Below are 23,458 nucleotides of genomic sequence, written 5' to 3'. Positions count from 1 at the left end.
GAAGGGAACTCAAGCAACCGGAAAATCCGACCCGATCCATTGCTCGCCGGACGTTGACTTGATCCCTGTCAGACCCGTGCGGAAACCTTCCCCGCCCCCTCAGCAGCCCATCAATAAACACGAATGTTATCTGTTCATAAAAACGTTTACAATCGTGTTTCATCAATGTTTCTCTGAATTCCCACCCTTTTCCCCTCAATAATTTCTTAATCCCGAACGAAGGAAAAGGGTTGACTTCTCCGGAGTACATGCTAAGATTATTCATAATTTCATAATTGAACGAACAATTGCGATGGAGACATGCGGATGGACCGAGGGATTTTCAGAGAGCCGGCGGCAGGTGCGAGCCGGCATTCCCCGCCATCCGTTCCGCTCCGGATAGATTGGCGGGCTGAAACGAAGACAGTAGGCCCGTCCGGCACATGCCCGTTACGCATGCCAATGAAGGCTGCCTTCCGGAAGGAGGCAGCAAATGAGGGTGGCACCGCGAGGCTTCAGGCCATTCGCCCCTTGCACGGATGATGCAGGGGACGAATGGCTTTTTTCATTTTCAGAAGGAGGAGATTCATGATGCTTCAAGACCAACAATATTTGCGGATTCCGGGACCGACGCCGATCCCGCCGAGCGTAGAGCGCGCCATGACCAAGCCGATGGTGGGCCACAGGGCAAAAGTGACCGACGACCTGCAGGAAAAGATCCAGCCGCGGATCAAAAAAGTGTTCGGAACGGAACAGGATGTCCTGATCGTGGCCGGAAGCGGAACGTCCGGACTGGAAGCCGCCGCCGTCAATACCGTCCGGCGCGGCGAAGAAGCGATCGTCATCATCTCCGGCTCGTTCGGGGCCCGTTTCGAGAAGATCTGCCTGGCCCACGGAATCACCGTCCACCGTTATGAGACGGAATGGGGCGAAGCGCTTGATCCGGAACATGTCCGCACGATGCTGAAAGAGCACCCGGATGTGAAGGCGGTCATCTCGACTTATTGCGAAACATCAACCGGTGTGGTCAATCCGGTTGCGGAACTGGCCAAGGTCGTCCGGGAGGAATCCGATGCACTCGTCATTTCCGACGGCGTATCGATCATCGGCGGCGTGGAAGCCAAGATGGACGAATGGGGACTCGACGTCCTCGTCACCGGTTCCCAGAAGGCGATGATGCTGCCGCCGGGACTCATGTTCGCGGCAGTGAGCGAACGGGCATGGAAGCAGATTGAAGCGAACCCGGACCGCGGCTTCTACCTTGACCTGGTCCAGTACCGGGAAAGCATCCGCAAAAACACGACACCGTTCACGCCTGCGACTTCCCTGCTTTACGGCCTCGACCAGGCGCTTGATCTCATTGAAGAAGAAGGCATCCAAGAAGTCGCCGCGCGGCATGAGCTGATGCGCGACATGACGAGGGCCGCCTTTGCAGCCCACGGAATCCCGCTTCTCACTTCCGCTGAGGCCGGTTCCCCGACGGTCACGGCCGTCCGGCCCGATGACTTTGATGCGGAAGAGTTCCGCCGTATCCTCCAAACCGAGTTCGGCCTGGCAGTCGCCAGCGGACAGGGCAAGCTCGCCGGGAAGATCTTCCGGATCGGCCATATGGGCTATTGCTCCCCTGCCGACGTACTCCAGATGATCGCGATTTTCGAGCTCGGGATCATAAAAGCCGGAAAGCAGATCGAGCCGGGCAAAGGGGTCACGGCCGCACAGCAGATTTACCTCCGGAAAGGGGAACCGAACCAATGAATGCCATTGCAGAGACCAAGCCAGATACCCGTCAAGCCGTCATCCTCATCACCGACCCGCTCAGCGAAGAAGGGCTGCAGCCGCTCCGCGAAGCCTCCGTTGCAGAGCTGCAGATCCGTCCCGGCCTCCCGCACGCTGAACTTCTTCAGGCCATCAAAACTGCCGATGCCCTGATAGTCCGCAGCGGGACCCAGGTCACCCGCGAGGTGATCGAAGCAGCGGAAAACCTGAAGATCATCGGCCGTGCCGGCGTCGGCGTCGACAACATCGACCTGGACGCGGCGACCGAGCGGGGCATCATCGTCGTGAATGCACCGGACGGCAACACCAATTCCGCGGCCGAGCATACGATCGCGATGATGACCTCGCTCGCCCGCAATATCCCCCAGGCCCACCGTTCATTGCTGGAAGGCAAATGGGACCGCAAGGCATTCGTCGGAGTCGAGCTCAAGGACAAGACACTCGGCGTGGTCGGACTAGGCCGGATCGGTGCGGAAGTCGCCCGCCGTGCAAAGGGGCAACGGATGAATGTCATCGCATTCGATCCGTTCCTCACCGAAGAACGGGCAAAGGAGATGGGCATCACGGCCGGCACATTCGAGGAAGTGATCCGGGCCGCTGATTTCATCACCGTCCATACGCCCCTCATGAAAGAGACCCGCCACCTGATCAACGCCGAAGCGTTCGGCAAGATGAAGGACGGGGTCCGAATCGTCAACTGTGCTCGCGGCGGAATCATCGACGAAGATGCCCTCTATGAGGCGATTGAAGGCGGAAAAGTCGCCGGCGCAGCACTTGATGTCTTTGAAACCGAGCCGTTCACCGGCCATCGCCTCCTCGGGCTGCCGCAGGTGATCGCCACTCCCCACCTCGGGGCAAGCACGATCGAGGCGCAGGAAAGTGTCGCCATCGATGTCGGCCGGGACGTGATCCGCTTCCTGAACGGAGAGCCTGTCAAAAACCCGGTGAACCTTCCGTCCGTCTCAAAGGAAGTTCTCGCCAAGATCGAGCCGTTCTTCGACCTTGCGGAAAACCTCGGACTGTTCCTGTCCCGCCTGTCAGACAAGCCGCTCACCGATGTCACGGTCCGGTATGGTGGCGATCTGGCCGACTTCGATGTCCGGCCGCTCACCCGCAATGCCATGAAGGGACTGCTGAAGCGCAATCTGGGCACTCATGTGAACGATGTGAACGCCAAATTCCTGGCGGACTCGTTCCATATCAGTGTGGATGAGCACAAAAGCCCCAACAGCAAAGGCTTCCAGCAGCTCATTACCGTCGAGGCGAAGATGGGTGATGAATTCCACCGTGTCGCCGGTACCCTGTTGAACGGGCTCGGCGCACGGATCGTGAAAGTCGATGACTATGTGGTGGACGTCGTGCCGAAGGGCCATCTCCTCCTGATCCGGCATAAGGACCAGCCGGGGGCCATCGGCCGGGTCGGCATGCTGCTCGCCGAGGAGAACATCAACATCGCCACGATGCAGGTCGGCCGCTCCGAAGCCGGCGGCGCAGCCATCATGATGCTGACGGTCGACAACGAAGTGAAGCCGGAGGAAATCGGCCGGCTCCTCAAGATCGACGATATTTATGCGGTACGGACCGTCGATCTCTAAATTAGAAAAAGAGCTGTCCCAAAAGTAATTTCACAACAAAAAAAGCAAAAAGCAAGGACTAAGGCCGCTTTCCGCGGGCCGGTCGCCAAGCCTCCTCCGGCATACAGCCGTGCGGGGTCCCGGACAACCGGCCATCCCGCAGGAGTCTCCCGACGTCCTTGCTTTTTGCTATCTTACGGGGCCCTTCAGCAATAACTGGACAGCCCCAGTTTCGTTCATCGCATTTCTTTCAGAATCGTTTCAATTTGGTCCAACCGGCTGATTTCATAGTCCGGGGTGACATCCGGAAGCCGTTTCTTCCCTTCCCGGTTGATCCAGACCGACCGGATGCCGGCACGGCCGGCACCAAGGATGTCGGTCATGAGGTTGTCGCCGACCATGAGGGCTTCCGATGCACCGGTGCCCGTCTCTTCCAGCACATGACGGAAGATCGACTCGTCCGGCTTCCCCCGGCCAAACGCCCCCGAGATGACGACCCGGTCAAAGTACGGTTCAAGTTCCGGCGTGATGGCGAGCTTTTCCCGCTGGAGAGAAGGAGCCCCGTTCGTGAGCAGCACTAGTTGATAGTCCTCCCGGAGCCGGTCGAGGACATCGAACGTTTCTTCATAGATGAACGGCGCATTCCTTCGCTCCTCGATGAAACGTCCGGCGAGTTCCCCGCCGAGTGCCGGATCATCGACACCGAGTGCCCGGAGTCCGTTTGTCCAGGCTTCCCGCCGGTAGGCCGGAACGATCTCCTTCATCCGCCCGAACTCCTCGCCAGGGTCGTCGAAGGATCCCCAAAGCCCCTCAAACGGGTTGATCCCGATCATCTGTGTGAAATCGTATGTATCATACGAAGAATACAGCGCGCGGGCCGCCTCTCGCACTGCGAGTTCCAGTGCGGCCGCATCAACGGCGGCTTTGTCCGCGGCATACCGGCACGTTCGATCAAATGCCGTCCCGATGCTTTTCTTGTCCCAAATCAATGTATCATCCAAGTCAAAAATGATCGTCCGGATCATGTAGGATGCCCCCTTTCCCTCCGATTGTACAGGAAGCCCGGTGAAATGACAGCCGGTTCCGGGCTTTCCGCCCCGATTGGTCCTTTTAATTCTCCTAATATGATAATATATAGAAAAGTCAGTAGGAAAGGGGTGGGGATGATTCTAACGATGGATAATGTCATGCAGAACCGGCTGCTCAAGGCGATGCTCGACGGCAGCAAGACGGCCGCACTCGTCACCGATCCTTCCCAGAAGGATAATCCGATCATTTTTGCAAACCGGACATTTGAGGAACTTACCGGCTATCCGCCAGAAGAGACGATCGGGCGGAACTGCCGATTTCTGCAGGGGGAGAAAACAAATCCTGCGGACGTCCGGAAAATGCGGGAGGCCATTCAGAACGAAAAGGCCATTACCCTTACACTGAAAAACTATCGCAAGGACGGAACCCCGTTCTGGAATCGTCTGCAAATCGAGCCGATCCGGGTGGACGGAAAGCTGTATTTTTCGGGTACGCAGACCGATGTCACCGTTGAGCGGAAACAGCGCCGGGAAATCGATGAGAAGGAAGCCCTGATCGAACAGCTCGCCCTCCCCATCCTCGCCATTGAAGACAGCGTGGCCGCGGTTGCCATTACGGGCGTCATGTCCCAGGAACGATTCAGCCTGCTCAATATGAAGCTGAGCGACTATGTCCAGCAACACCTTATCACCAACGTCATCATCGATGTGACCGGCATGTACTGGGAAGAAGGGACGCCGGGGGTCAATTTCCTGCATATCCAGAATGTGCTGAAACTGATGGGCTGCCGCCTCTACGTCACCGGCATCTCCCCGATGATTGCGCGCAAGCTCGCCGAAACGCTGGGTCCGGCCGATGAACTGCATACATTCGCCTCCATCCGCCAGGCGATGAAGCTGGTCAGATAAAAAACCCCGATCCGTCAGCCGGATCGGGGTTTTGAAATGCATGAGTCAGTTTGCGACAGGCGCTGCCACGCGGAGGGTTCTCAGTGCCCCCGTCCAAGCGTTCACTTCGTCAAGCATGACCGTGATGTTTGTGAGATGAAGCTCCTGCGGCTTGAAGACGGAGAAATTCTCAAAGTCCGTAAAGAGCGAGAGTGTCGGATGGGTGCGGACGTCAGCGATCTTCAGTTCGCCCATGATGCCGCGAAGGTGTTCCGCTGCGCGTGCACCGCCCGTCGAGCCGTAGCTCACGATGCCGGCAGCCTTGTCATTCCAGGCTTCGCGTGCCAGGTCGAGGGCATTTTTCAGCGCGCCGGTGATGCTGTGGTTGTACTCCTGGACGATGAAGACAAATCCGTCAAGGCTCGCGAGCTTTTCGTTCCAGGCCCCGATTCCCGGCTCTGTGCCGTCTGTCGTTCCGAGAAGCGGAAGCTGATAGTCCGCAATATCGACGATTTCATAATTTGCATCGCCGCGCGCATCCGCGATCGTTTTCACCCACTCGCCGACCTGCGGGCTCACCCGTCCGTCACGCGTGCTTCCGAGAATAATCCCGATGTTCAGTTTTTCTGTCATATTGATGACCTCCATCATTGTCGTTGGTTACTTTCAGTTACCACTATAACCCGGATCTCCTTCCCTTACAAGCCTTTTATCTCGAATTATAGATTTTTTATTGCCATTCCAAGTAACGCAAGGAGTTCACCGTTTAATATGGGCTTCGTGTCAGCCTTTAACAAAGAAGTGCATGGTCTCCTTGAAACCCGCGGAACATGTGCGCTATCCTTTGGGTACAACTGACAGTCTCCGCCTTCCCGGTAAAGTCATTGGCGAACATAACGTGCTTTCAGTTTCTATGAGGTGAGGTGATCCGATGAACAAGGTTTTGGCTTTCTCGATCCTGGGCATGGGTTTGACCGGTGCCCTTCTAATCATCTCGGTCCCCCTGTTGTTCAACTCCCCGACAGGAAACGCCTTGCCGATGGCGGCCGCCTCGGCAGTGGCTTTTGCAGTGTTCGCCGTCTCGGCCCTCGTATTGCGGCAGCGCTTGGACGGCAAAGGTTAGTATGAAGGAGCAGGCAAATTGGCCTGCTCTTTTTGGATGGGTTTGAACAGGAGAAATGAACCCGCCCCTGCAATCTCACCAAATGGTGCCGCCCGGCCAATCCCCGCAGCTTTTCATAAACTGCAGGGTAATCGGGAGGCGGATGTTTTGCAATGGTTGACGATTGTATTTCTTGGAATTGCGGCGAACTTGGACAATCTCGGGATCGGCCTGGCATTCGGCATCCGGAAAACGGCCATTCCGTTCCGGTCCAATTTCGCCATCGCGCTCGTCTCGATGGCGATGGCGCTCGTCGCCATGCTGGCGGCGGAATATGTGACCCTGTTCCTCTCCGAGACAACGGCCAACCGGCTCGGCGGGGGCATGCTGTGCGCCATCGGGGCGTGGATGCTGTTTCACAACCAGTCGCCGCGGCCCAACCTCCTGGACGATCCAGACGCCTCGGATACGGACGGCGACCGGGTGCTGTCGGTCCGGGAAGCCCTGCCGCTCGGTTTTCTCCTGTCGGCGAATTCCCTGGCAGGCGGCTTCGGCATGGGGGTCAGCGGCGGACCCATGGCGGCAACGGTGCTGGCCATCGGGGTCTTTTCCCTTCTGACGGTCGGCTGCGGACACCGGTTCGGCGGACTCCTCACGCGCACCTGGTTCGGCCGGTATCCATCAGAGATTGCAGGCGGGCTGCTCATCCTGATCGGAATGGCGGAGATGATCATCTGACCCGTCATGATCCGGAAACAAAAAAAGCCCGACCGGTTATGTTTCGCCGGTCGGGCGATTCGTGTGGGTCAGGTGCGGTCCCAGAAGCGTTTTATGGCAAGCGCATCAACGTACTGCCGGGCGAACTCCGGATTTGCGGATGCGAGCACGACGCCCTCCATGTTGTTGTCCTCTGTCTGCAGGACATATTGTTCGGCATCTGCCGACACGGCGATCGGCTTCATGTGCATGTACTGCATCTTGAAGAAGTCCATGACCGCCTGGTCGAACTTCATCTGGTTTTTCGCCTTGCCGCCTGCGACGAAGATGGAATCGTACAGAGTCGGGTGGACGGTCAGGAAAGTCTGGGTCGGTGTGAGCTCGAGGCCGTCCGAGCCCTTGACCGGCGCAAGCGTCTCGGAGACGATATCGACCTTCGCCTTCACGCCTGCCAAGGCGTCGAGCACCTTCTTCAGCTCTTCCCCGTTGAATTCATCCCCGATGAGAACGGCGACTCTCGACGTCCACGCCGAGTGCGGGGTGTTCAGCTGGCTGAGTGCGGACGAGCTCTTTTCATAGTCCACATGGGCCGTCTGCGGCGGCTCGACACCGATGTTTTCGGCGAGCATCGTCGCAAAGTCCGTGTCCACGTTTCCGAACATCTCCACCGTTTTCTGGCGGATGTCCTTGTTCTTCACACTGCCGACGTGGAAGCTGAACGAATCGACAAGGTCCTGCTTCTCCGGCATGGACAGGCTGTTCCAGAACATCCGGGCCTGGGAGTAATAATCCTGGAACGATTCACTCGGATGCTCCCGCGTCACATGGCCTTCGACCTGGCCCGGATAGTTTTCGTAGCCGCCCTCTTCCGGCGATACTTCGGCCGGCGTATTCTCCGCCTGCATATTGTTATGGAAATGAACCGAGTCCTGTTCGATCGGGTACTTCAAATAGCTGTCCCGGAGGTTGTGGTTCACGTCGGAAATTGGGCGGTTGATCGGCAGCTCTTCATAGTTGGCCGAATGATGGCGGTGCAGTTCCGTGTCCCGGTATGCGAACGAACGGCCCTGGAGAACCGGATCGTTCGTGAACTCGATGCCCGGCACAAGATTCGACGGGTTGAACGCGGACTGTTCATTCTCGGCGAAGAAGTTGTCCATGAGGCGGTTGAGGGTCATCTTGCCGACGACTTTCGGCGGAACTTCTTCTTCCGGCCAGAACTTCGTGTCGTCGAGAATGTCAAAATCAAACTTGAACTCGTCTTCTTCGTCGATCAGCTGGACGCACAGCTCATATTCCGGGAAGGCTCCGTTCCCGATTGCTTCGACAATGTCCCGGCGGTGGAAGTCCGGATCGACGCCGCCGATGATATTTGCTTCATCGAGCATGAGCGAGTGGACGCCGAGCTTCGGCTTCCAGATGAACCGGACGAATGTGGACTTGCCCTCTTTGTTGATGAACCGGAATGTATTGATCGGATAACCTTCCATCATGCGCCAGCTACGGGGCCGGCCGCGCATCGACATGACCCACATGACCATATGGGCAGATTCCGGGTTGCTCACGACGTAGTCCCAGAAGTTGTCGTGTGCCACCGTCGCCTGCGGCATATGTTGCCGGGGCTCTGGCTTGGCCGCATGCGTGACGTCCATGAACTTCATGGCATCGGCAAGGATGAATACCGGGAACTGCAGGGCGAGCATGTCGTAGTTCCCCTGTTCGGTATAGAACTTCGTGGCAAATCCACGGATATCGACGGCCGTATCCTTCGAACCGCGGTTCCCGATGAAGTTGGAAAACCGGACGAACACCGGCGTCTTCGTGCCCGGCTCCAGAAACTTCGCCATCGTATACTCTTCAAGCGACTCCGTGGCTTCGAAAACGCCGTGGACTCCGAAGCCGCGTGCATGGACGACTTTTTCCGGGATGCGTTCCCGGTTGAAGTGCGACTGTTTCTTGTAAAAATGGAAGTCCTGCATGAGCAGCGGCCCGCGCTTGCCGGCCCTCAGCGTTTTCTGGTCGTTTGCCACCTTCTGGCCATTGATGTCGGTCATCGGATTTCCTGTGTTCTGTCGGCGGAACTGATCCAGCTGTCGGTCTTTCTTGTTCTGGTGCATCTGGTTGTCTTGTTTGTCATGATCCATCTCTTCACACAGCTCCTCTCGTTCGTATGGCGACGGCCCGTTTCCGGACCGCAGGGCAAGGGATCCATTCCGGCAGCCGGCACCCGAAATCCTTGCAGGCTGCCGGAGTCTATCATTCCCCGGCCAGTCCATAGACTTCTACCCTTATATCGGGCGGACAAACCGCAGAATGAGAGGAAGACAAGAAAACAGGCAGCGGCGCGGACCGGCCGTATGAGTCATCACGATTTTTCAGTCCGCAGGCCGTCCGGAAGCGACCGGCGGAACGCAAAACCCGCCGGGGAGGGACCCGGCGGGTTTACAATCGAATCGATGCATTTTAGCAGGTGTGCCGGACGTGACCGGTGCAAGAGCTCGGTCCGTGACGGAAATTTCCCGGCCGTCCCGGATATCAGACATTCCGGTAAAACAGTCCGTGCTGCGTGCAATACCACAATAGCGTTCCGTGCCGGCGCTTGGGCAGCCGTGCCTGCAATGCCCATTCCGGATACTGCTTCAGGAGTGTCACCTGGTCGCCCGTGGCAAAAGCGATGAACGAAATATAATGCTCCTTCTCCATCGGGTGATCACTTGTGATGTACCACTCCCCGTCCACTTCGGACACGCTGAGCATTTCGTCCTCTCCCTCTTTCTGCGGAACCAGGGCTTCAAGCTTCCTTCCGCAGCAGGAGACGCTCGCATTTCCTGATGAAACGGCGATATTCCCGCACGACGGACAGCTATAATAATTGGATTTCCTCATATTTCCTCCTACAAATTCATTGACGGACAATTCACCGCCAAGAATGTCTTCTATATTTGTGCCGAGAACGGATGAGAGGTCCGGCAGCAGGGAGACATCCGGAAACCCCTTCCCCCGTTCCCATTTTGAAATGGTCCGGTCCGAGAGATTCAACCGGTCTGCCAGTTCTTTCTGTGTGAGTCCCTTCTCTTTGCGCAGCCGCGAAATCAGCGAGCCCATCTTGCTGCTGTCCATACCATCGCCTCCCGTACTGCTTTCATGTTAGCCGGTTCTTTCCCGGCCCGCAACAAACGTTCCGTAGAGTGGCTGCCCGTATCCGGACGGACCCCTTTCTCAAATGAAAAAAGGTTCTCCGGGATTTCCCCCGAGAACCTTCTTTCACAAGATGCCGGTTCCTCAATTTTGCATGGCAACAAATCAAAAGACCGTCTCATAAAGCAGGAACAGGTTGAGGGCGATGATCAGGACGGCGATCAGCCAGGCCGTCACGGTCGTGATCTTTTTGTTCACGAGCCCGCCCATGAGCTTCTTGTCGCTCGTGAACAGAATGAGCGGAATGAGGGCGAACGCGATGCCGAATGAAAGGACGACCTGGCTCATGACGAGCGCCTTGGACGCGTTCACACCGAGCATGATGATCACAATCGGCGGCAGCATCGTGATCACCCGCCGCAGATAGATCGGAATCCGTTTTTTGATATAGCCCTGCATGACGATGTCACCGGTGAGCGTGCCGACGGATGAACTGGACAGGCCAGCTGCGAGCAGCCCGATTCCGAACAGGATGGCCACATGCGTCCCGAGCATTGAGCCGAACTGGTCATAGGCGACTTCGAGATCATCGACCTGAATGCCCGCCTTATGGAACAGCGCCGCAGCGACGATGAGCATGCTCGCATTGATGGCACCTGCGATGACCATGGCGATGATGACGTCGACCGTTTCGAACTTGAAGATCTTCTTCCGTTCGGCCTCGTTCCGACCGACAATCCGTTTGTTCGTCAGGCCCGAGTGCAGGTAGATGGCATGCGGCATGACGGTCGCACCGAGCATCCCCGCCGACAGCAGGATGCTGTCCACTCCTTCGAACCTCGGTGTGAAGAGACCCGCGAGCAGCGGACCGGCCTCCGGCTTCGCGACGAACACCTGGACGCCGAACGCAATCACGACGACGAAGATCATGCCGGCGATGATCGCTTCAAGGGAGCGGACACCCCGCCGCTGCATTTCCAGGATGGCGAACGAACCGACAGCCGCGATGAGCGCCGCTGCCACCATCGGGATATTGAACACGAGATACAGACCGAGGGCCGCCCCGATGAACTCGGCGAGGTCGGTCGCCATGATGACAAGCTCCGCCTGGATCCAGAGGAAAACGGACGTTTTCTTCGAGAACCGCTCCCGGCTGATTTCCGGCAGGTTCCGGCCGGTGGCGATCCCGAGCTTGGCGGACATCATCTGGATGAGCACCGCCATCAAGTTCGATGCCAGGACCACCCAGAGCAACTTGTACCCGTATGCCGAACCCGCGGAAATATTGGTCGCATAGTTGCCGGGATCGATATAGGCGACCGCCGCGATGAAGGCGGGGCCCAGGAACGGCAGGAGCTGCCGGATGCCCTTCGTCTCTCCGCTCAGGACAGTTCCCGCGTTTTTCTGCAGAGCCGCATTATTAATATTCTCTTCTTCGATGTTTCTAGGCTCCATCGAAATCCCTCAATCCTTCTGAATCCCGCGAGTTGCGCAAGGGAAACTTTCTGATGGGATTTATTATAATTTACTTCCAATTCGGATGTCAAACTCTCCGCTTGTCCCGGCTGCCGGGCGCGCCAATCCAATCGGTCTCTTGGCAGGACGAATCGGTTCCTTGTGCGTGTGAATCCCTACCTTTCCCTCCTGAATCCCTACCTTCCATGTTTGAATCCCTACCTTCCCCCCGCGAGTCCCTACCAATCGTGTTCGAATCCCTACCTATCGCCAGTGAATCCCTACCTCCGACTCGTCCTCTGCACTTCAACGTGGTGACAACGGACTCTCAGGTGAGCGAAACGGACTCTTAGCGGAAAGATCGCCCTCCTTCAACACTGTCGCAGGGTCATCCTTCATTCTTGGCGAATCTCCCGTAACGTTCTTTCGACGACCTTGCTATTTGCTGTCTCGCGGGGCGTTTCAGTACTTTTCGAACAGCCCCTTTCTTAACAGCCGGTCATTCTTAACCTACAGGGCGTCCTTCTTAACCTACAGCCTCTCCTTCTTAACCTACAGGGCATCCTTCTTAACTTACAGCGCCTCTTTCTTCACATACAGCTTTTCAGTAGCCTCTCCCGGGACAGCTACGTTGATTCTAAATGGACTTTTTCAGTGGTCCCTGTGAACCAAGGGATTTTTTGTGCAAACAAAAAAAGACAGCCTGCGCTGCCTTCCTGCCGATGATGGAACTATCCATTCCCCTAAAAGATCCACGGCTCTTTCAGAAACGGGACGAGCTCCTTGACCGCCCCGGCCACATTTTCCGCACCGGGCGGCGGATCGACCGAGCCCCGGATCCCCTGCACACGGCCGTCCGAATACCGGATCGTCACCTCGTAACTCCAGCCGTCCAGCACGGGCGATCCGTAATCTTTGACCCACTCGTCGACATGGAATTCGGTGACGAGGGCATCCAGAAATTCCGCCGATTTTTCGGGATCGATCCGGTAGGCATCCTTGCGGAACTCCATTCCTCCGTCACCGGCCTCCTTCGTTGAAAGGACTTCATGGGTGATCTGCCCGCTGCGCAGGACCTCCACTTCGTGTCCACGCTCCTCATCCGGCCGGAGCGGACCGCTTGCATACATTTCAAACCGGATGGATTCGATCTTTCTGCCCATCTGTCAGCCCCCTTTATATTTGTGCCGGCACCGTCCGCCTGAGATTCCATTAGAAGCATGGTTCGTCGTCATTTGGACCTGCTTCCAGGCAGCTTACCAACAGCTCCGGTCTCGATCAAGTCATCCATCGCCCCGATGGCCAGTTCGATGGAGCGGATTCGCCTCCTCAGCAGTGTTCGCTGCGGACCGCCTTCCTTCGACTTGGCGAAGGCTTCTTCAACGGTCGGCAGTAACCCTGCAAGCGTTGCGCGGAAATCGGCATATTCTTCTGGAGCATGCACGAGCGGCTTCTGATGCCAGGCGTTTTCCAGCACGTCGAGGCCGGCCAGCAGGGCGCTGAGCCGCTTTTCGATCAGTGTCGTATTCGCGCTTTTCGGGCCATCCCTTCAAAGGCTTTTTCGGTTTTCCGGATGGTCGATTCGAACGACCGGATTGACTCCATCTTCACTTGTTCTGGTACTGCCTCCATACCGGAAGCCTCCCTTCCGCAAAAAACGAACCCCGTTCCCGGGATTCGTCATGATAAAAGAATAGGATTAACCTGCGTGGGATCCGTCCGCATTCTGTTCGAACGCCGCCAGCAAAGCCCTCGCCTCATCGGTCGATTTCGTGTTCATCAGCCGGTTCCGCAGCTCGCCGGCTCCGTGAAACCCCTTCACATAGATCTTGAAAAAGCGGTGAAGGCCGGTGATCGGACGCCGGATCTGATCGATGTACCGGTCGTGGAGATCGAGGTGCAGCCTGAGGAGGTCGAGCAGTTCTTTGCTGCTGTGTTCCCTCGGCTCTTTTTCAAAGGCGTACGGATTTTTGAAGATCCCACGCCCGATCATGACACCGTCCACTCCGTACCGTTCCACGAGTTCCAGGCCGGTCTTCCGGTCGGGAATATCCCCGTTGATCGTCAGGAGCGTATCCGGCGCCACGCGGTCACGCAGCTTCTTGATCTCGGGGATCATGTCCCAGTGGGCATCGACCTGGCTCATTTCCTTCCGGGTCCGGAGGTGGATCGACAGGTTCGCGATGTCCTGTTTCAAAATATGGGTCAGCCATGCTTCCCACTCATTGATATCCTCAAAGCCGAGCCGTGTTTTTACGCTGACGGGCAGCCCGCCCGCCTTGGCTGCCCGGATCAATTCGGCCGCAGCGTCCGGGCGCAGGATCAGGCCGCTTCCCTTGCCCCGCTCCGCCACATTCGGGACGGGGCAGCCCATGTTGATATCGATGCCTTTAAAGCCCATTTCCGCCATGCCGATGCTCATTTGCCGGAAATACTCGGGCTTGTCTCCCCATATATGGGCAACCATCGGCTGTTCATCTTCCGTGAACAGCAGACGGCCCTGAACGCTGTTGATCCCTTCCGGATGACAGTAGCTATCCGAGTTCGTGAACTCCGTGAAATATACATCCGGCCGCCCGGCTTCCGCGACGACATGGCGGAACACCACGTCCGTCACATCCTCCATCGGGGCGAGCACAAAAAACGGCCGCGGCAGGTCAAGCCAAAAATTCTCGTTCATTGTTTCAATTCCTCTCGCTTCAAAGCATTAGACTCATTATAGCTTAATTAATTGTACAGATCAGGTCAACGAAATCATCCGGATCCGGCCTGCCCGCATGCCCGGGGGATCAGTGATCCGAAATAGGTGCACTGCTCAAGAACTGGAAAGCGTACGCGATCTTCCTTGCGAAGTCGAGAGGGGGCTCAACTGACTGAATATGAACATACATGATCAATGGTTTTGTGAAGATCCAATGATTGTGGACCGCACTGATGGTCAGCCCGTACTGTGACAATGCCTGGATGAATGCAGGAATCTCCTCCTGGAGAACGGCCACCTCCGCCAGATTCAGTGCATGGCCATGCGGATCGAGGGATTCGAACGACACGTCGGCCGGCATGACGCGGGTGCTTTTTTTCCCTTGCACGGTCGTTTCGAATGCCCGGTGCAGAGAAACCGAGCATCCTCCTTTTTCCGGCTTGCCCTGCCCGTTGAGAATCTGTCCGAATTGCCTGCACAGCTGATCGTCCATCATCATTTTATCGTCCCCTTTGCATATTCCGCTTGATTAATACAGCATACGGAAGCCTTCCGGGATCTGTGCGTGACAGGACGTTCCGGGGTCCCTGAGAAGTGATCAGGGATAGTGGTGTTTCGTTCCGAGTTTGTCCGGCCATCATTGGTGGAAGAACTAATGGAAACGGCACCATTCATGGAGGAGGTTATCTGTTGTGGCGAAAACCGGGCAAACCGTGGCGGAATTGATGCTTCACCAGCTGTCCCTATACGGCGTGAAACGGATCTATGGTGTGGTGGGCGACGCCACATTCGGCCTCATCGACGCGCTGGCCGGACAAGATGAGATCGAGTTCATCGCATGCAAACATGAATCCACCGCTGCCTTCATGGCATCCGCTGAAGCAAAACTGACCGGGGGCCTTGGCGTATGCACGGCGACGATGGGACCGGGGGCGACGAACCTGCTCAACGGGCTGGGGGATGCGCATGCGGACCGGGCCCCTGTCCTGGCGCTCACCGGACAGGCCCCGACCGACAAGATCGGCACGGCCTTTCCGCAGTTCATCAATCAGCAGGATCTCGTAAAGCCCTTCGCTGCGTATTCTGCGAACCTGGCGAGCCCTGATGCAGCGCTTGACCTGCTGGAAAAAGCGGTCGGGACCGCACTCGGTCAGCGTGCAGTCACCCATCTGTCCGTACCGAAGGATCTGTTCATGGCAAATGCGAGCGCCAAGCCTCGGCCGTTGCCCGACGTGATCGAAGGGGCCTCCGTCTTTACGGAAGAGAGCCTGGAAAGCGCCGCCGCGGTGATGAAGTCCGCGAAACGGCCGATGATCCTGGCGGGGTCCGGGGCTGCCGGTGCCGCACAGGATCTTCAAAAGCTCGCTGAGTCATGGGGCGCCGGCATCCTGGCCAGCCTGGGCGGAAAAGGGCTCGTAGAAGACGACTCCCCCCACATGCTCCAGGGCATCGGCGAAGGCGGCAATCCGCATGCGTCAGATCTATTCAAAGAAGCGGATGTCGTCCTTCTCGCGGGCACGACCTGGTGGCCTGAAGGGCATGTGCCGACGGACGCCAGGGTGATCCAGATCGACCCGCACTTCAACCAGATCGAAAAGAACATTCCTGTTGAAATCGGCATCACCGGCAAAGCGGAGGAGGTCCTCCCGATCCTGGCGGACAGCCTGGAAGGATTCTCCCGTTCCGACGACTGGATGCGCCGTTGCCGGGACGTCAAAGAGAAATGGGCCACACAAAACGAACAGGAAGGCGGCACCGAAGGCTTTCCCGTCCATCCTTCGCGGATCATGCGTGCCCTCGACCGTACGGTGGCTCCGGACGCTGTGCTTGCGCTGGATACCGGAGACAACACCGTTTGGACAAACCGCAATTTCCGCCAGAAAAACCAGACGACCGTATTCTCCGGATACTGGCGGACGATGGGCTTCGGACTGCCCGCCGCCATGGCGGCCAAACTGGTCAGCCCCGACAAGCAGGTCGTGGCGATCGTGGGGGACGGCGGGCTGCAGATGGTGCTCGCGGATCTTTTGACCGCCACCAGATACGGACTCAATATCACGGTGGTGGTCCTGAACAACGGATCGCTGCAGATGGAAGTCGACAAACTCAAAGTCCTCGGCGCAAAGGGCACCGGAACCGACCTGACGAACCCCGACTTCGTGAAGCTGGCGGAAGCATGCGGCTGGAAAGCATTCCGGCCGGGATCGGATGATGAGCTGGAGCCGGTGCTGGAACAAGCGCTGCATTCGGACGGCCCGTCACTCGTTGATATTCGAACGGCCCGGGAGTTCTTCCCCGAAACAGAATAAACAGAAACGGCGGCTGGAGCATCGGCGGCCGCTTTTCTTTTCTGTGATCGGGAAATCCGTGCAAATCAAAAAGACCCGCCCACAATTGTGTGGCCGGGCCTTCTCCGTCGATCAGAATTTCACCGCTTCCGGAATGTCTGCTTGCTGCACTTCATCATAGGAGGTGACTTCTTTGTCTTTATTCAAATACAGCTTCAGATAAGCGCCTTCCCGCAGCTGTTTCATTGCCGTGAACTCCACGTCGATCTCTTTTCCATTCTCTTCGTAGGCCGGGCCCGTGTACACATATCGTTTCATGATTTCACCGGAATCCAGTTTATCTTCTTCCACTGAAGAAGGCTCGCCGATTTGATAGTAGGCGTTCCCTTTTCCCATCCGGTTGAAGTCCAGTCTTCCGACCGTGACAACGGCGCCGATTAATACGACCACGATGACACCTGCTGCAATCAATCCTTTTTTCATGATCAGCCCTCCATATATTCTCTTCTGATGGTTTTGTTGAAGCTCCGTACAGTGGCAAAATAGTAGATTCCATAGATCAGCGTGTAGGCCGCCATCCAGATGATGACCGGTACGAGGAAGTTCATCGACAGCAGATTGGAAACGGATGCCAGCGCCACGCCCCCGTGAATGAGGCCAAGGGCGAGCGGAACGGCGAAGATGATGCCGATCTGGCCCCGGATGGTCTTTTTCATGTCGGCGTTCGATACGCCGATTTTATGGAGGACCGCATATTTGCTTTTATCCTCTTCCGCTTCGGTCATCATTTTGAAGAAAATGATGCTTCCTGTTGCGACGAGGAACACCAGCCCCAAAAAGCTTCCGACAAAGAGCAGCGCACCCGATGATTCCACGACAGCCTTGTAATCCGCAGTCCTGCTGGAGAAGTTGTCCGTAGCGGCTGCCAGTTTGTCCGACAGGTCAGCCCGCTTTTTATAGTCCGAGACCTGGACGGCCTGCACCAATTTCTCTTCCGATTGGATGTCTCCATACAGTTCGTCCGGCACGACGATCGCCGTTGATCCGAGCGTCCCTGTATTGAACGGTGCCTGTTCGTAGAAATGGGCGACCGGATAATCCGTATCGTTGATCGTGACGGACTCCAATTTATCCGACCAGCGTTCATCATAAAAGCCGTCGATTGCAAAGACCTCATCCCGATGGAGCTTCTGTATATCGGTCCACTCCAGGTTCTTCGCCAATTCATCGAAAGTCGACTCATCGATCACGGCATATTCCATTTCGGTCTCATCGTACGGCAGGCGGAGCAGTTTGCTGTTGAACGATGTTTGGGACTCGACGATGGCCGGGTCGATATCCTGCTTCTGCCCTTCCCACATGAATGTGTAGGGAGTCATTTTCTGGACGTCTTTTTCGGCGTTGTAATAAACCCCGAATACCGCGCCGCCAGCAGTGATCGTCGTGGCGCTTAGCACCGTGATGATCGTCAGTGTTTTCGCGTTCCCCCTGATCCGGTAAAGCAGCTGGGAGGCCGTCATGAGGTTCAGCCCTTTCCAGGCCCAGCGCGGATTTCTTTTCAGGACGGACAGCACATAGACCAATACGCTGTCGAACAGAAGATACGAGCCCAGCACCGTCAATGCAATGACGGCGAGCGGCGTGCCAATGCCCAGCAGTCTCCACACTTCAGACTCAAGAACATCCTGAAGTGCAATATAGTATGCGGCCGCGAGCGACGCCACGCCGGCAATCGCGGTGATCACTCTCACCCTCGGGATTTCCTCGCCCTTTTTCTCCGCATGGAACAGGTCAATCAGCTTGAAGCGGTAGATGATGCGGTATCCCAAAAGAGATGTGAACAGGAAAATCACGAAAAATACAAGGCATGTATTGATGAGCGCATCCATCGAGAAGGTGAATCCCGCCACGACCTCCATGCCCATCAGCTTCAGGAGAATGGAGAGCAATCCGCGGGATAGCAGGAATCCGAGGACCACGCCGATGATGAGCGATACGAGTCCGATCACCATGTTTTCGAAGAACAGCAGGAACCCGATGGACTTCTTGCGGACGCCCAGCAAGGAATAAAGCGCGACTTCCTTCTTCCTCTTTTTCATGAAGAACGAGTTTGAATACACGATGAAGATCGCGACGAAGACCATGAGCACAAACGCCGACGCCCCCATCACCGCCTGGATCTGTTTCGATGCTTCGGCCATGCCGCCGATGTCCCCACTATATTTCAACGTGGCAAACGTAAAATAAATCAGGATGGAAAAGACGGTGGACCCGATGTACAGCGAGTAGTTCTTCATGTTGCGGCGGATGTTTTTCAGCGCCAGGTCAAATAGCGTCATTTGCTGCACCACCCATTTGAGCCAACTCATCGAGGATCATTTGGAAAAACTGCTTGCGCGTCCGATTGCCGCGTGTGATCTCCTTGGACAGCCGGCCGTCTTTGATGAACAGGATCCGGCGGCAGAAGCTTGCCGCATAGGCATCGTGTGTCACCATCATGATGGTCGTCTCATGCTGCTCATTCAGGGAACTCATGCTCTCAAGCAGGTCCGTCGCCGACTTCGAATCGAGTGCGCCGGTCGGCTCATCCGCGAAGATGATTTTCGGATTCGATATCAACGCCCGGCTCGCGGCGGTGCGCTGCCGCTGCCCGCCAGAAATCTGGTACGGGTACTGATCAAGCAGATCCGAAATGCCGAATGTCGCAGCGATCTCATCGACGCGCTTTGCAATTTCCGCCGGTTTCTTCTTTGCGATGGCAAGCGGGAGCAAAATATTTTCCCGGACGGTCAGGGAGTCCAGCAGATTGTAGTCCTGGAAGATGAACCCCAGATGGTCACGCCGAAAATCTGCGAGCTTCTCCTCGTCCATTTTCGCGATATTGTCTCTCCCGATGAAAATGTCTCCGTTAGTAGGCGTATCGATCGTCGCCAGCACGTTCAGCAGCGTCGATTTCCCCGCGCCTGAAGGCCCCATGACCCCGACAAACTCTCCATGATCAATTTCAAATGAAACCTGTTCAAGCGCTTTGGCTGTATTGACGCTCTTCTTATAGCTTTTCTCAACGTTTTTCACGAGCAGCAATGGCTCCATATGTCAGCACCTCTTTCGTATGCCTTCACTATACCGAGCGAACCTTAACCCAAATTAACTCCGGTCTTACATTATCCTTAAATCCGGCGGATCACGGTAATTTGATTTATACTTGAGCAAAGAAACACCCGGTGCGAAAGGGAGTGAATGAATTGGAGAAGCCACGGGTCCTGGTCGTGGATGATGAAAGCGATCTGCGTCTTCTGATAAAAACTGCACTCATGAAGGAAGGGTTCTCTGAAATTGAAACGGCGGGAACCGCACGTGAAGGTTGGGAGCAATTCCAGACGTTCTCCCCCGATATCGCCATTTTGGACATCATGCTTCCGGACGGGGACGGCTATGATTTATGCAAACGCATTCGGGAAGTTTCCCGGATTCCGATTTTGTTCCTGTCTGCGAAATCCGACGAGACGGATAAAATCCTGGGTCTTGCCATCGGTGGCGATGATTACATTACGAAGCCATTCAGCCCGAAGGAAGTTGCGTTCAGGGTGAAAGCCCAGCTGAGGCGGGCAGGCTATTATGAGGAAGAGATGGCCGCACAGCCCAAAAAGATCTCTGTCGGCCCGTTTACGATGGATGAGTCGGAAACCGAAGTGATGAAAGACGGCAAACCATTGGAACTGACGGCAAAGGAAATCGGCCTGATGGCTTGCTTCCTGCATCATCCGAACCAGATCCTCAGCAAAGAGACGCTGTTCCAGCGGGTCTGGGGAGAAGACTTCTTCGGGGCGGATAATACGCTCATGGTCCATATCCGGCGCCTTCGCGAAAAGATTGAAGATCACCCGTCGAAGCCCGTCCATCTCACAACGGTAAAAGGGCTAGGTTATAAATTCATTTCGAAATAGGTGTTTTGATGAAGTGGAAACTGACAGTCCAATATTTGATCTCGATATTGTTCATCGTGTTTGTCGTCATCTTCGTCAATCTGCTTGTCCTCCTCGGCTTGCTTGCTTACCAGCAGACCCACGGCAATGACAGCTTGTCGGATGAAACCGGAGAAACGTTCACGCGGCAATTTTCCCAATACCTGTCGATGGAAAACGGACAACCCGCCATTTCAGAAAAGGGAATCGAAGAACTGAAGAAATTTGGGGGATGGCTGCAGGTGCTGGACCAAAACGGGCAGGTCGTCACCTCAGCCCTGGCACCCGATGAAGCCCCTTCGCACTACAGTCCCGTGGAACTTGTACACAAATACAAATACCTGGATGAACAGTACACGACCCATTATATTGGCCAATTTGAAGATTACAGCTATCTGCTGGGTGTCCAACATTCCGCGGAAGAACGCTTCGTCATCATGTTTAATGCCCAGTCCGTCACCACCTATGTGTCAAAGGCAATCATGTGGATTACGATTGCGGACCTGCTCATCGCGATGCTCATCGGATTGCTGTTCAGCTCGATCATCACGAAACCGGTTTCGTACATGATCGACCGGATCAGCCAACTGAAAAAGCGGAATTTCTCCGTTCAGAAGACGACCCGCCATGGTATTTTCAAGCCGGTCTTTTCAAACTTGAATGCCGTTTCCGAAACGTTGGAGGCCCATGAGGAAGAGCGCCGGAAGCTGGAGAAGATGCGGGAAGAATGGATCAGCAACGTCTCACATGACCTGAAGACGCCCCTCGCCTCCATCCAGGGATTTTCGGAATTACTGAAGGAGCCGGACATCACGGAATCGGAGCGCGCGGATTATGCGGAAATCATCGAACAGAAATCGATTTATATGAAGGAACTGCTGGATGACTTCAATTTGACGATGCGGCTGCGCAATCAGGAAATGCCGCTCAACCGCGAGGGCACCCGGCTGGAACGCTTCGTCCGCGAGCTGGTCATCGAAGTATTGAACGACTCGAAATACAGCGAACACGCCATTACATTCAAAAGCAGCGGAGAAGATTCGATGCGGCAAATCGATCGGCATCTGATGAAACGGGCCATTTTGAACTTCATCAACAATGCCATCGTCCACAACGATCCGGACACCGAAATCACCGTCTCCGTCACGGAAACCGGGATCACAATCGAGGACAACGGCAAAGGCATCGCCAAGAAGGACATCGAACAAATCTTCAACCGCTACTACAGGGGATCCAATACGGAGAACATCGAGGGGACCGGACTCGGCCTTGCCATCTCCAAAGACATCATCGAAGCCCACGGAGGAAGCGTCACCCTGACGAGCGAGATCGGCAAAGGCACGAAAGTGGAGGTTTTGCTTTAGTTAAGGGGCCGGCGAATCGGGGGATTTGATCAGGAGTGATTTCTGGTCTGAAGATCCGTTTCGGGCGGCGAATCGGCCGATTCTCCCTTTGAGCAGACCGAAACACTCTTCGAGTAGACCGAAACACGGCGTGAATCGACCAATTCTCCCCTTGGGCAGACCGAATCACGACGCGAATCGATTGAATTAGGAAACACAAAAAAAGACGCGGTGGCCGAAACATCGGTCACCGCGTCTTCTTTTTATCGTACAAGAGAACCTGATGTGATTTCTCCTTTGTGCATCGTCAGCACCCGCCTCGACCTTCTGGCGATGGCTTCCGCAGAGCAGGTGGCGTCCACCAGGACGACGCTTGCCTCGTCTCCCGCTTTCGGCCACACTTGTTCCCCTTCGCGGTTCAGCGGTGTTTTTCCATCCGTGATGAAGGACAGGGTCTGGGCCAATGAACGTTCGTCTGTCCATCCTGAAATTTCGGCGAGGCGACCTGCGCGTTCCAGGATGTCTCCGTTTCCGAACGGGGACCAGACATCAAAAATGTTGTCGCACCCGACTGCCACCGATACCCCCTTCTTGTGCAGGAGTCCGACGGGCGGGAACTTGCGGTTGATCGGCACGCTCGTAATGATTGTGATTCCGGCATCAGCGAGGATGTCCGCCATCCCTTCCGCCTGGGCCAGCGGGATGTCCCCGAGGCCGAACGCATGGCTGATTGCGACTTTTCCTCGGAGTCCGGCTTCTTTCGTTAATTGGGCCAGTCGCTTCATCGTGAAAATCCCGAGGTGGTCGGCGTCGTGCAAGTGCAGGTCGATCCCCGCATTGCCCTCTGCGGCAAGCTCGACCATCTGCTGGAGGGAAGCCTCGATGTCGCCGTCCACAGTCGCCGGGTCCACACCGCCTACAAAGTCCGCCCCTTCGCGAAGGGCTTCTCGGACGAGCTCTTTCGCATCCGTGCGCAGCAGTCCATGCTGGGGAAACGCGACGATTTCATAGGTTAACTTCCCCTCGAATGTACGCAGCGCTTTTTTGACTTCCTCCAGATTCTTCAGGCCTGCTTCCGGATAAATGTCCACATGGGTCCGCACATGAGTCACACCGGACTCCACGTAACGGGTGAGCAGCGTTTCCGCACGCTCTTGTGTGGTCGTCTCCAACGAAGGCAGGACGTCCTTCTCGATTTCCAGGCGGTCAAAAATACTCTTCACAGGCGTGACCGGACGCCACCGGTCACCGAGCAGCGTTTTGTCCAGATGGCAATGCTTTTCGATGAAGGACGGGAGCATCAGCAAGCCGTTTGCATCCTTTTGCGGAAGATCATCCGTGATCGTTTCGGAGTCAGGGATGATTTTTGAAATGTGCCCGCCGTCAATCAACAGATGAAAGCGCGCAGTATCGGTACCGGTCACGACACCTTGATGAGATTGATAACCGGTTTCCAATGTTGTATTCGTCAGCCAATAGGCAGTATGCATATGATCGCTCCTTT

The 23,458-nt window shown here is 56.0% G+C and carries 20 protein-coding genes and 1 pseudogene; 8 read left to right on the top strand and 13 right to left on the bottom strand.

The window, feature by feature from the left end; translation table 11 throughout:
* The first annotated feature begins 570 nt into the window (after positions 1 to 570).
* Both B0B07_RS14355 and serA read left to right on the top strand, forming a co-directional pair.
* Positions 571 to 1,734, top strand: coding sequence for a pyridoxal-phosphate-dependent aminotransferase family protein (locus B0B07_RS14355; RefSeq protein ID WP_076760099.1), 1,164 nt, complete (start codon positions 571 to 573; stop codon positions 1,732 to 1,734).
* Complete coding sequence (serA, locus tag B0B07_RS14350; protein WP_076759992.1) at positions 1,731 to 3,350, top strand: phosphoglycerate dehydrogenase; 1,620 nt, start codon at positions 1,731 to 1,733, stop codon at positions 3,348 to 3,350. Before B0B07_RS14355 ends, serA begins: the two co-directional genes overlap by 4 nt.
* A 215-nt stretch (positions 3,351 to 3,565) precedes the next feature.
* On the opposite strand, the gene B0B07_RS14345 is transcribed toward serA, so the two are convergent.
* Positions 3,566 to 4,354 (bottom strand): HAD family hydrolase, encoded by a 789-nt coding sequence (locus tag B0B07_RS14345; protein WP_076759990.1) that lies wholly within the window; start codon positions 4,352 to 4,354, stop codon positions 3,566 to 3,568.
* Between the two features lie 150 nt (positions 4,355 to 4,504).
* Between B0B07_RS14345 and B0B07_RS14340 the strand changes: the two genes are divergently transcribed.
* The gene (locus B0B07_RS14340; protein WP_084186717.1) at positions 4,505 to 5,266 is read left to right on the top strand and encodes a YtvA family blue-light photoreceptor; all 762 of its coding nucleotides are present in this window, start codon (positions 4,505 to 4,507) and stop codon (positions 5,264 to 5,266) included.
* A gap of 45 nt (positions 5,267 to 5,311) precedes the next feature.
* Here B0B07_RS14340 and B0B07_RS14335 read toward each other — a convergent pair whose 3' ends face one another.
* A complete protein-coding gene (locus tag B0B07_RS14335) occupies positions 5,312 to 5,878 on the bottom strand; it encodes an NADPH-dependent FMN reductase (protein ID WP_076759988.1) in 567 nt (188 codons plus the stop codon).
* A 298-nt stretch (positions 5,879 to 6,176) separates the two neighbouring features.
* Between B0B07_RS14335 and B0B07_RS14330 the strand changes: the two genes are divergently transcribed.
* Positions 6,177 to 6,368: a hypothetical protein gene (locus B0B07_RS14330; protein WP_076759987.1), complete on the top strand. Its 192-nt coding sequence runs from the start codon at positions 6,177 to 6,179 to the stop codon at positions 6,366 to 6,368.
* Positions 6,369 to 6,404: 36 nt separating this feature from the next.
* On the top strand, positions 6,405 to 7,085 hold the full coding sequence (locus B0B07_RS14325; RefSeq protein WP_084186712.1) for a manganese efflux pump: 681 nt from the start codon (positions 6,405 to 6,407) through the stop codon (positions 7,083 to 7,085).
* A gap of 68 nt (positions 7,086 to 7,153) precedes the next feature.
* Here the strand turns inward: B0B07_RS14325 and B0B07_RS14320 are convergent, their stop codons facing one another.
* From B0B07_RS14320 to B0B07_RS14290, 7 genes and pseudogenes are all read right to left on the bottom strand, one after another.
* Entirely contained in the window at positions 7,154 to 9,208 is a 2,055-nt protein-coding gene (locus B0B07_RS14320) for a catalase (RefSeq protein ID WP_076760094.1), read from the bottom strand.
* A gap of 391 nt (positions 9,209 to 9,599) precedes the next feature.
* Positions 9,600 to 10,184 carry a helix-turn-helix domain-containing protein gene (locus tag B0B07_RS14315; RefSeq protein ID WP_076759985.1) on the bottom strand — a complete coding sequence of 195 codons (585 nt, stop codon included), beginning with the start codon at positions 10,182 to 10,184 and terminating at the stop codon, positions 9,600 to 9,602.
* Positions 10,185 to 10,367: 183 nt separating this feature from the next.
* Entirely contained in the window at positions 10,368 to 11,657 is a 1,290-nt protein-coding gene (locus B0B07_RS14310) for an Nramp family divalent metal transporter (protein ID WP_076759983.1), read from the bottom strand.
* A gap of 743 nt (positions 11,658 to 12,400) precedes the next feature.
* On the bottom strand, positions 12,401 to 12,820 hold the full coding sequence (locus B0B07_RS14305; RefSeq protein WP_076759982.1) for a hypothetical protein: 420 nt from the start codon (positions 12,818 to 12,820) through the stop codon (positions 12,401 to 12,403).
* Between the two features lie 68 nt (positions 12,821 to 12,888).
* Positions 12,889 to 13,289: pseudogene (locus tag B0B07_RS14300) on the bottom strand (hypothetical protein).
* Between the two features lie 67 nt (positions 13,290 to 13,356).
* Positions 13,357 to 14,337, bottom strand: coding sequence for a tRNA dihydrouridine synthase (locus B0B07_RS14295; RefSeq protein ID WP_076759980.1), 981 nt, complete (start codon positions 14,335 to 14,337; stop codon positions 13,357 to 13,359).
* Between the two features lie 109 nt (positions 14,338 to 14,446).
* Positions 14,447 to 14,857: a DUF1259 domain-containing protein gene (locus B0B07_RS14290; protein WP_076759978.1), complete on the bottom strand. Its 411-nt coding sequence runs from the start codon at positions 14,855 to 14,857 to the stop codon at positions 14,447 to 14,449.
* A 193-nt stretch (positions 14,858 to 15,050) separates the two neighbouring features.
* Between B0B07_RS14290 and B0B07_RS14285 the strand changes: the two genes are divergently transcribed.
* On the top strand, positions 15,051 to 16,667 hold the full coding sequence (locus tag B0B07_RS14285; RefSeq protein ID WP_076759977.1) for a thiamine pyrophosphate-binding protein: 1,617 nt from the start codon (positions 15,051 to 15,053) through the stop codon (positions 16,665 to 16,667).
* Between the two features lie 111 nt (positions 16,668 to 16,778).
* On the opposite strand, the gene B0B07_RS14280 is transcribed toward B0B07_RS14285, so the two are convergent.
* Genes B0B07_RS14280 through B0B07_RS14270 form a run of 3 tightly spaced genes read right to left on the bottom strand, consistent with a single transcriptional unit; the run spans position 16,779 to position 19,739 of the window.
* On the bottom strand, positions 16,779 to 17,129 hold the full coding sequence (locus tag B0B07_RS14280; protein ID WP_076759975.1) for a YxeA family protein: 351 nt from the start codon (positions 17,127 to 17,129) through the stop codon (positions 16,779 to 16,781).
* A 2-nt stretch (positions 17,130 to 17,131) separates the two neighbouring features.
* Positions 17,132 to 18,985 carry an ABC transporter permease gene (locus B0B07_RS14275; protein WP_076759973.1) on the bottom strand — a complete coding sequence of 618 codons (1,854 nt, stop codon included), beginning with the start codon at positions 18,983 to 18,985 and terminating at the stop codon, positions 17,132 to 17,134.
* A complete protein-coding gene (locus B0B07_RS14270; RefSeq protein ID WP_076759971.1) occupies positions 18,972 to 19,739 on the bottom strand; it encodes an ABC transporter ATP-binding protein in 768 nt (255 codons plus the stop codon). The genes B0B07_RS14275 and B0B07_RS14270 overlap by 14 nt, the downstream gene beginning before the upstream one ends.
* 152 nt (positions 19,740 to 19,891) lie before the next feature.
* Between B0B07_RS14270 and B0B07_RS14265 the strand changes: the two genes are divergently transcribed.
* Complete coding sequence (locus tag B0B07_RS14265; RefSeq protein ID WP_076759970.1) at positions 19,892 to 20,593, top strand: response regulator transcription factor; 702 nt, start codon at positions 19,892 to 19,894, stop codon at positions 20,591 to 20,593.
* Positions 20,594 to 20,601: 8 nt separating this feature from the next.
* Positions 20,602 to 21,975 (top strand): sensor histidine kinase, encoded by a 1,374-nt coding sequence (locus B0B07_RS14260; protein WP_076760092.1) that lies wholly within the window; start codon positions 20,602 to 20,604, stop codon positions 21,973 to 21,975.
* Positions 21,976 to 22,217: 242 nt separating this feature from the next.
* Here the strand turns inward: B0B07_RS14260 and B0B07_RS14255 are convergent, their stop codons facing one another.
* Positions 22,218 to 23,444 carry an amidohydrolase gene (locus B0B07_RS14255; RefSeq protein ID WP_076759969.1) on the bottom strand — a complete coding sequence of 409 codons (1,227 nt, stop codon included), beginning with the start codon at positions 23,442 to 23,444 and terminating at the stop codon, positions 22,218 to 22,220.
* Positions 23,445 to 23,458 lie beyond the last annotated feature (14 nt).

This window comes from Edaphobacillus lindanitolerans (genome assembly GCF_900156305.1).
GTDB lineage: Bacteria > Bacillota > Bacilli > Bacillales_A > Planococcaceae > Bhargavaea > Bhargavaea lindanitolerans.
Note: the sequence above shows the minus strand (reverse complement) of the source record. Positions and strands in the feature narration are given on the sequence as shown.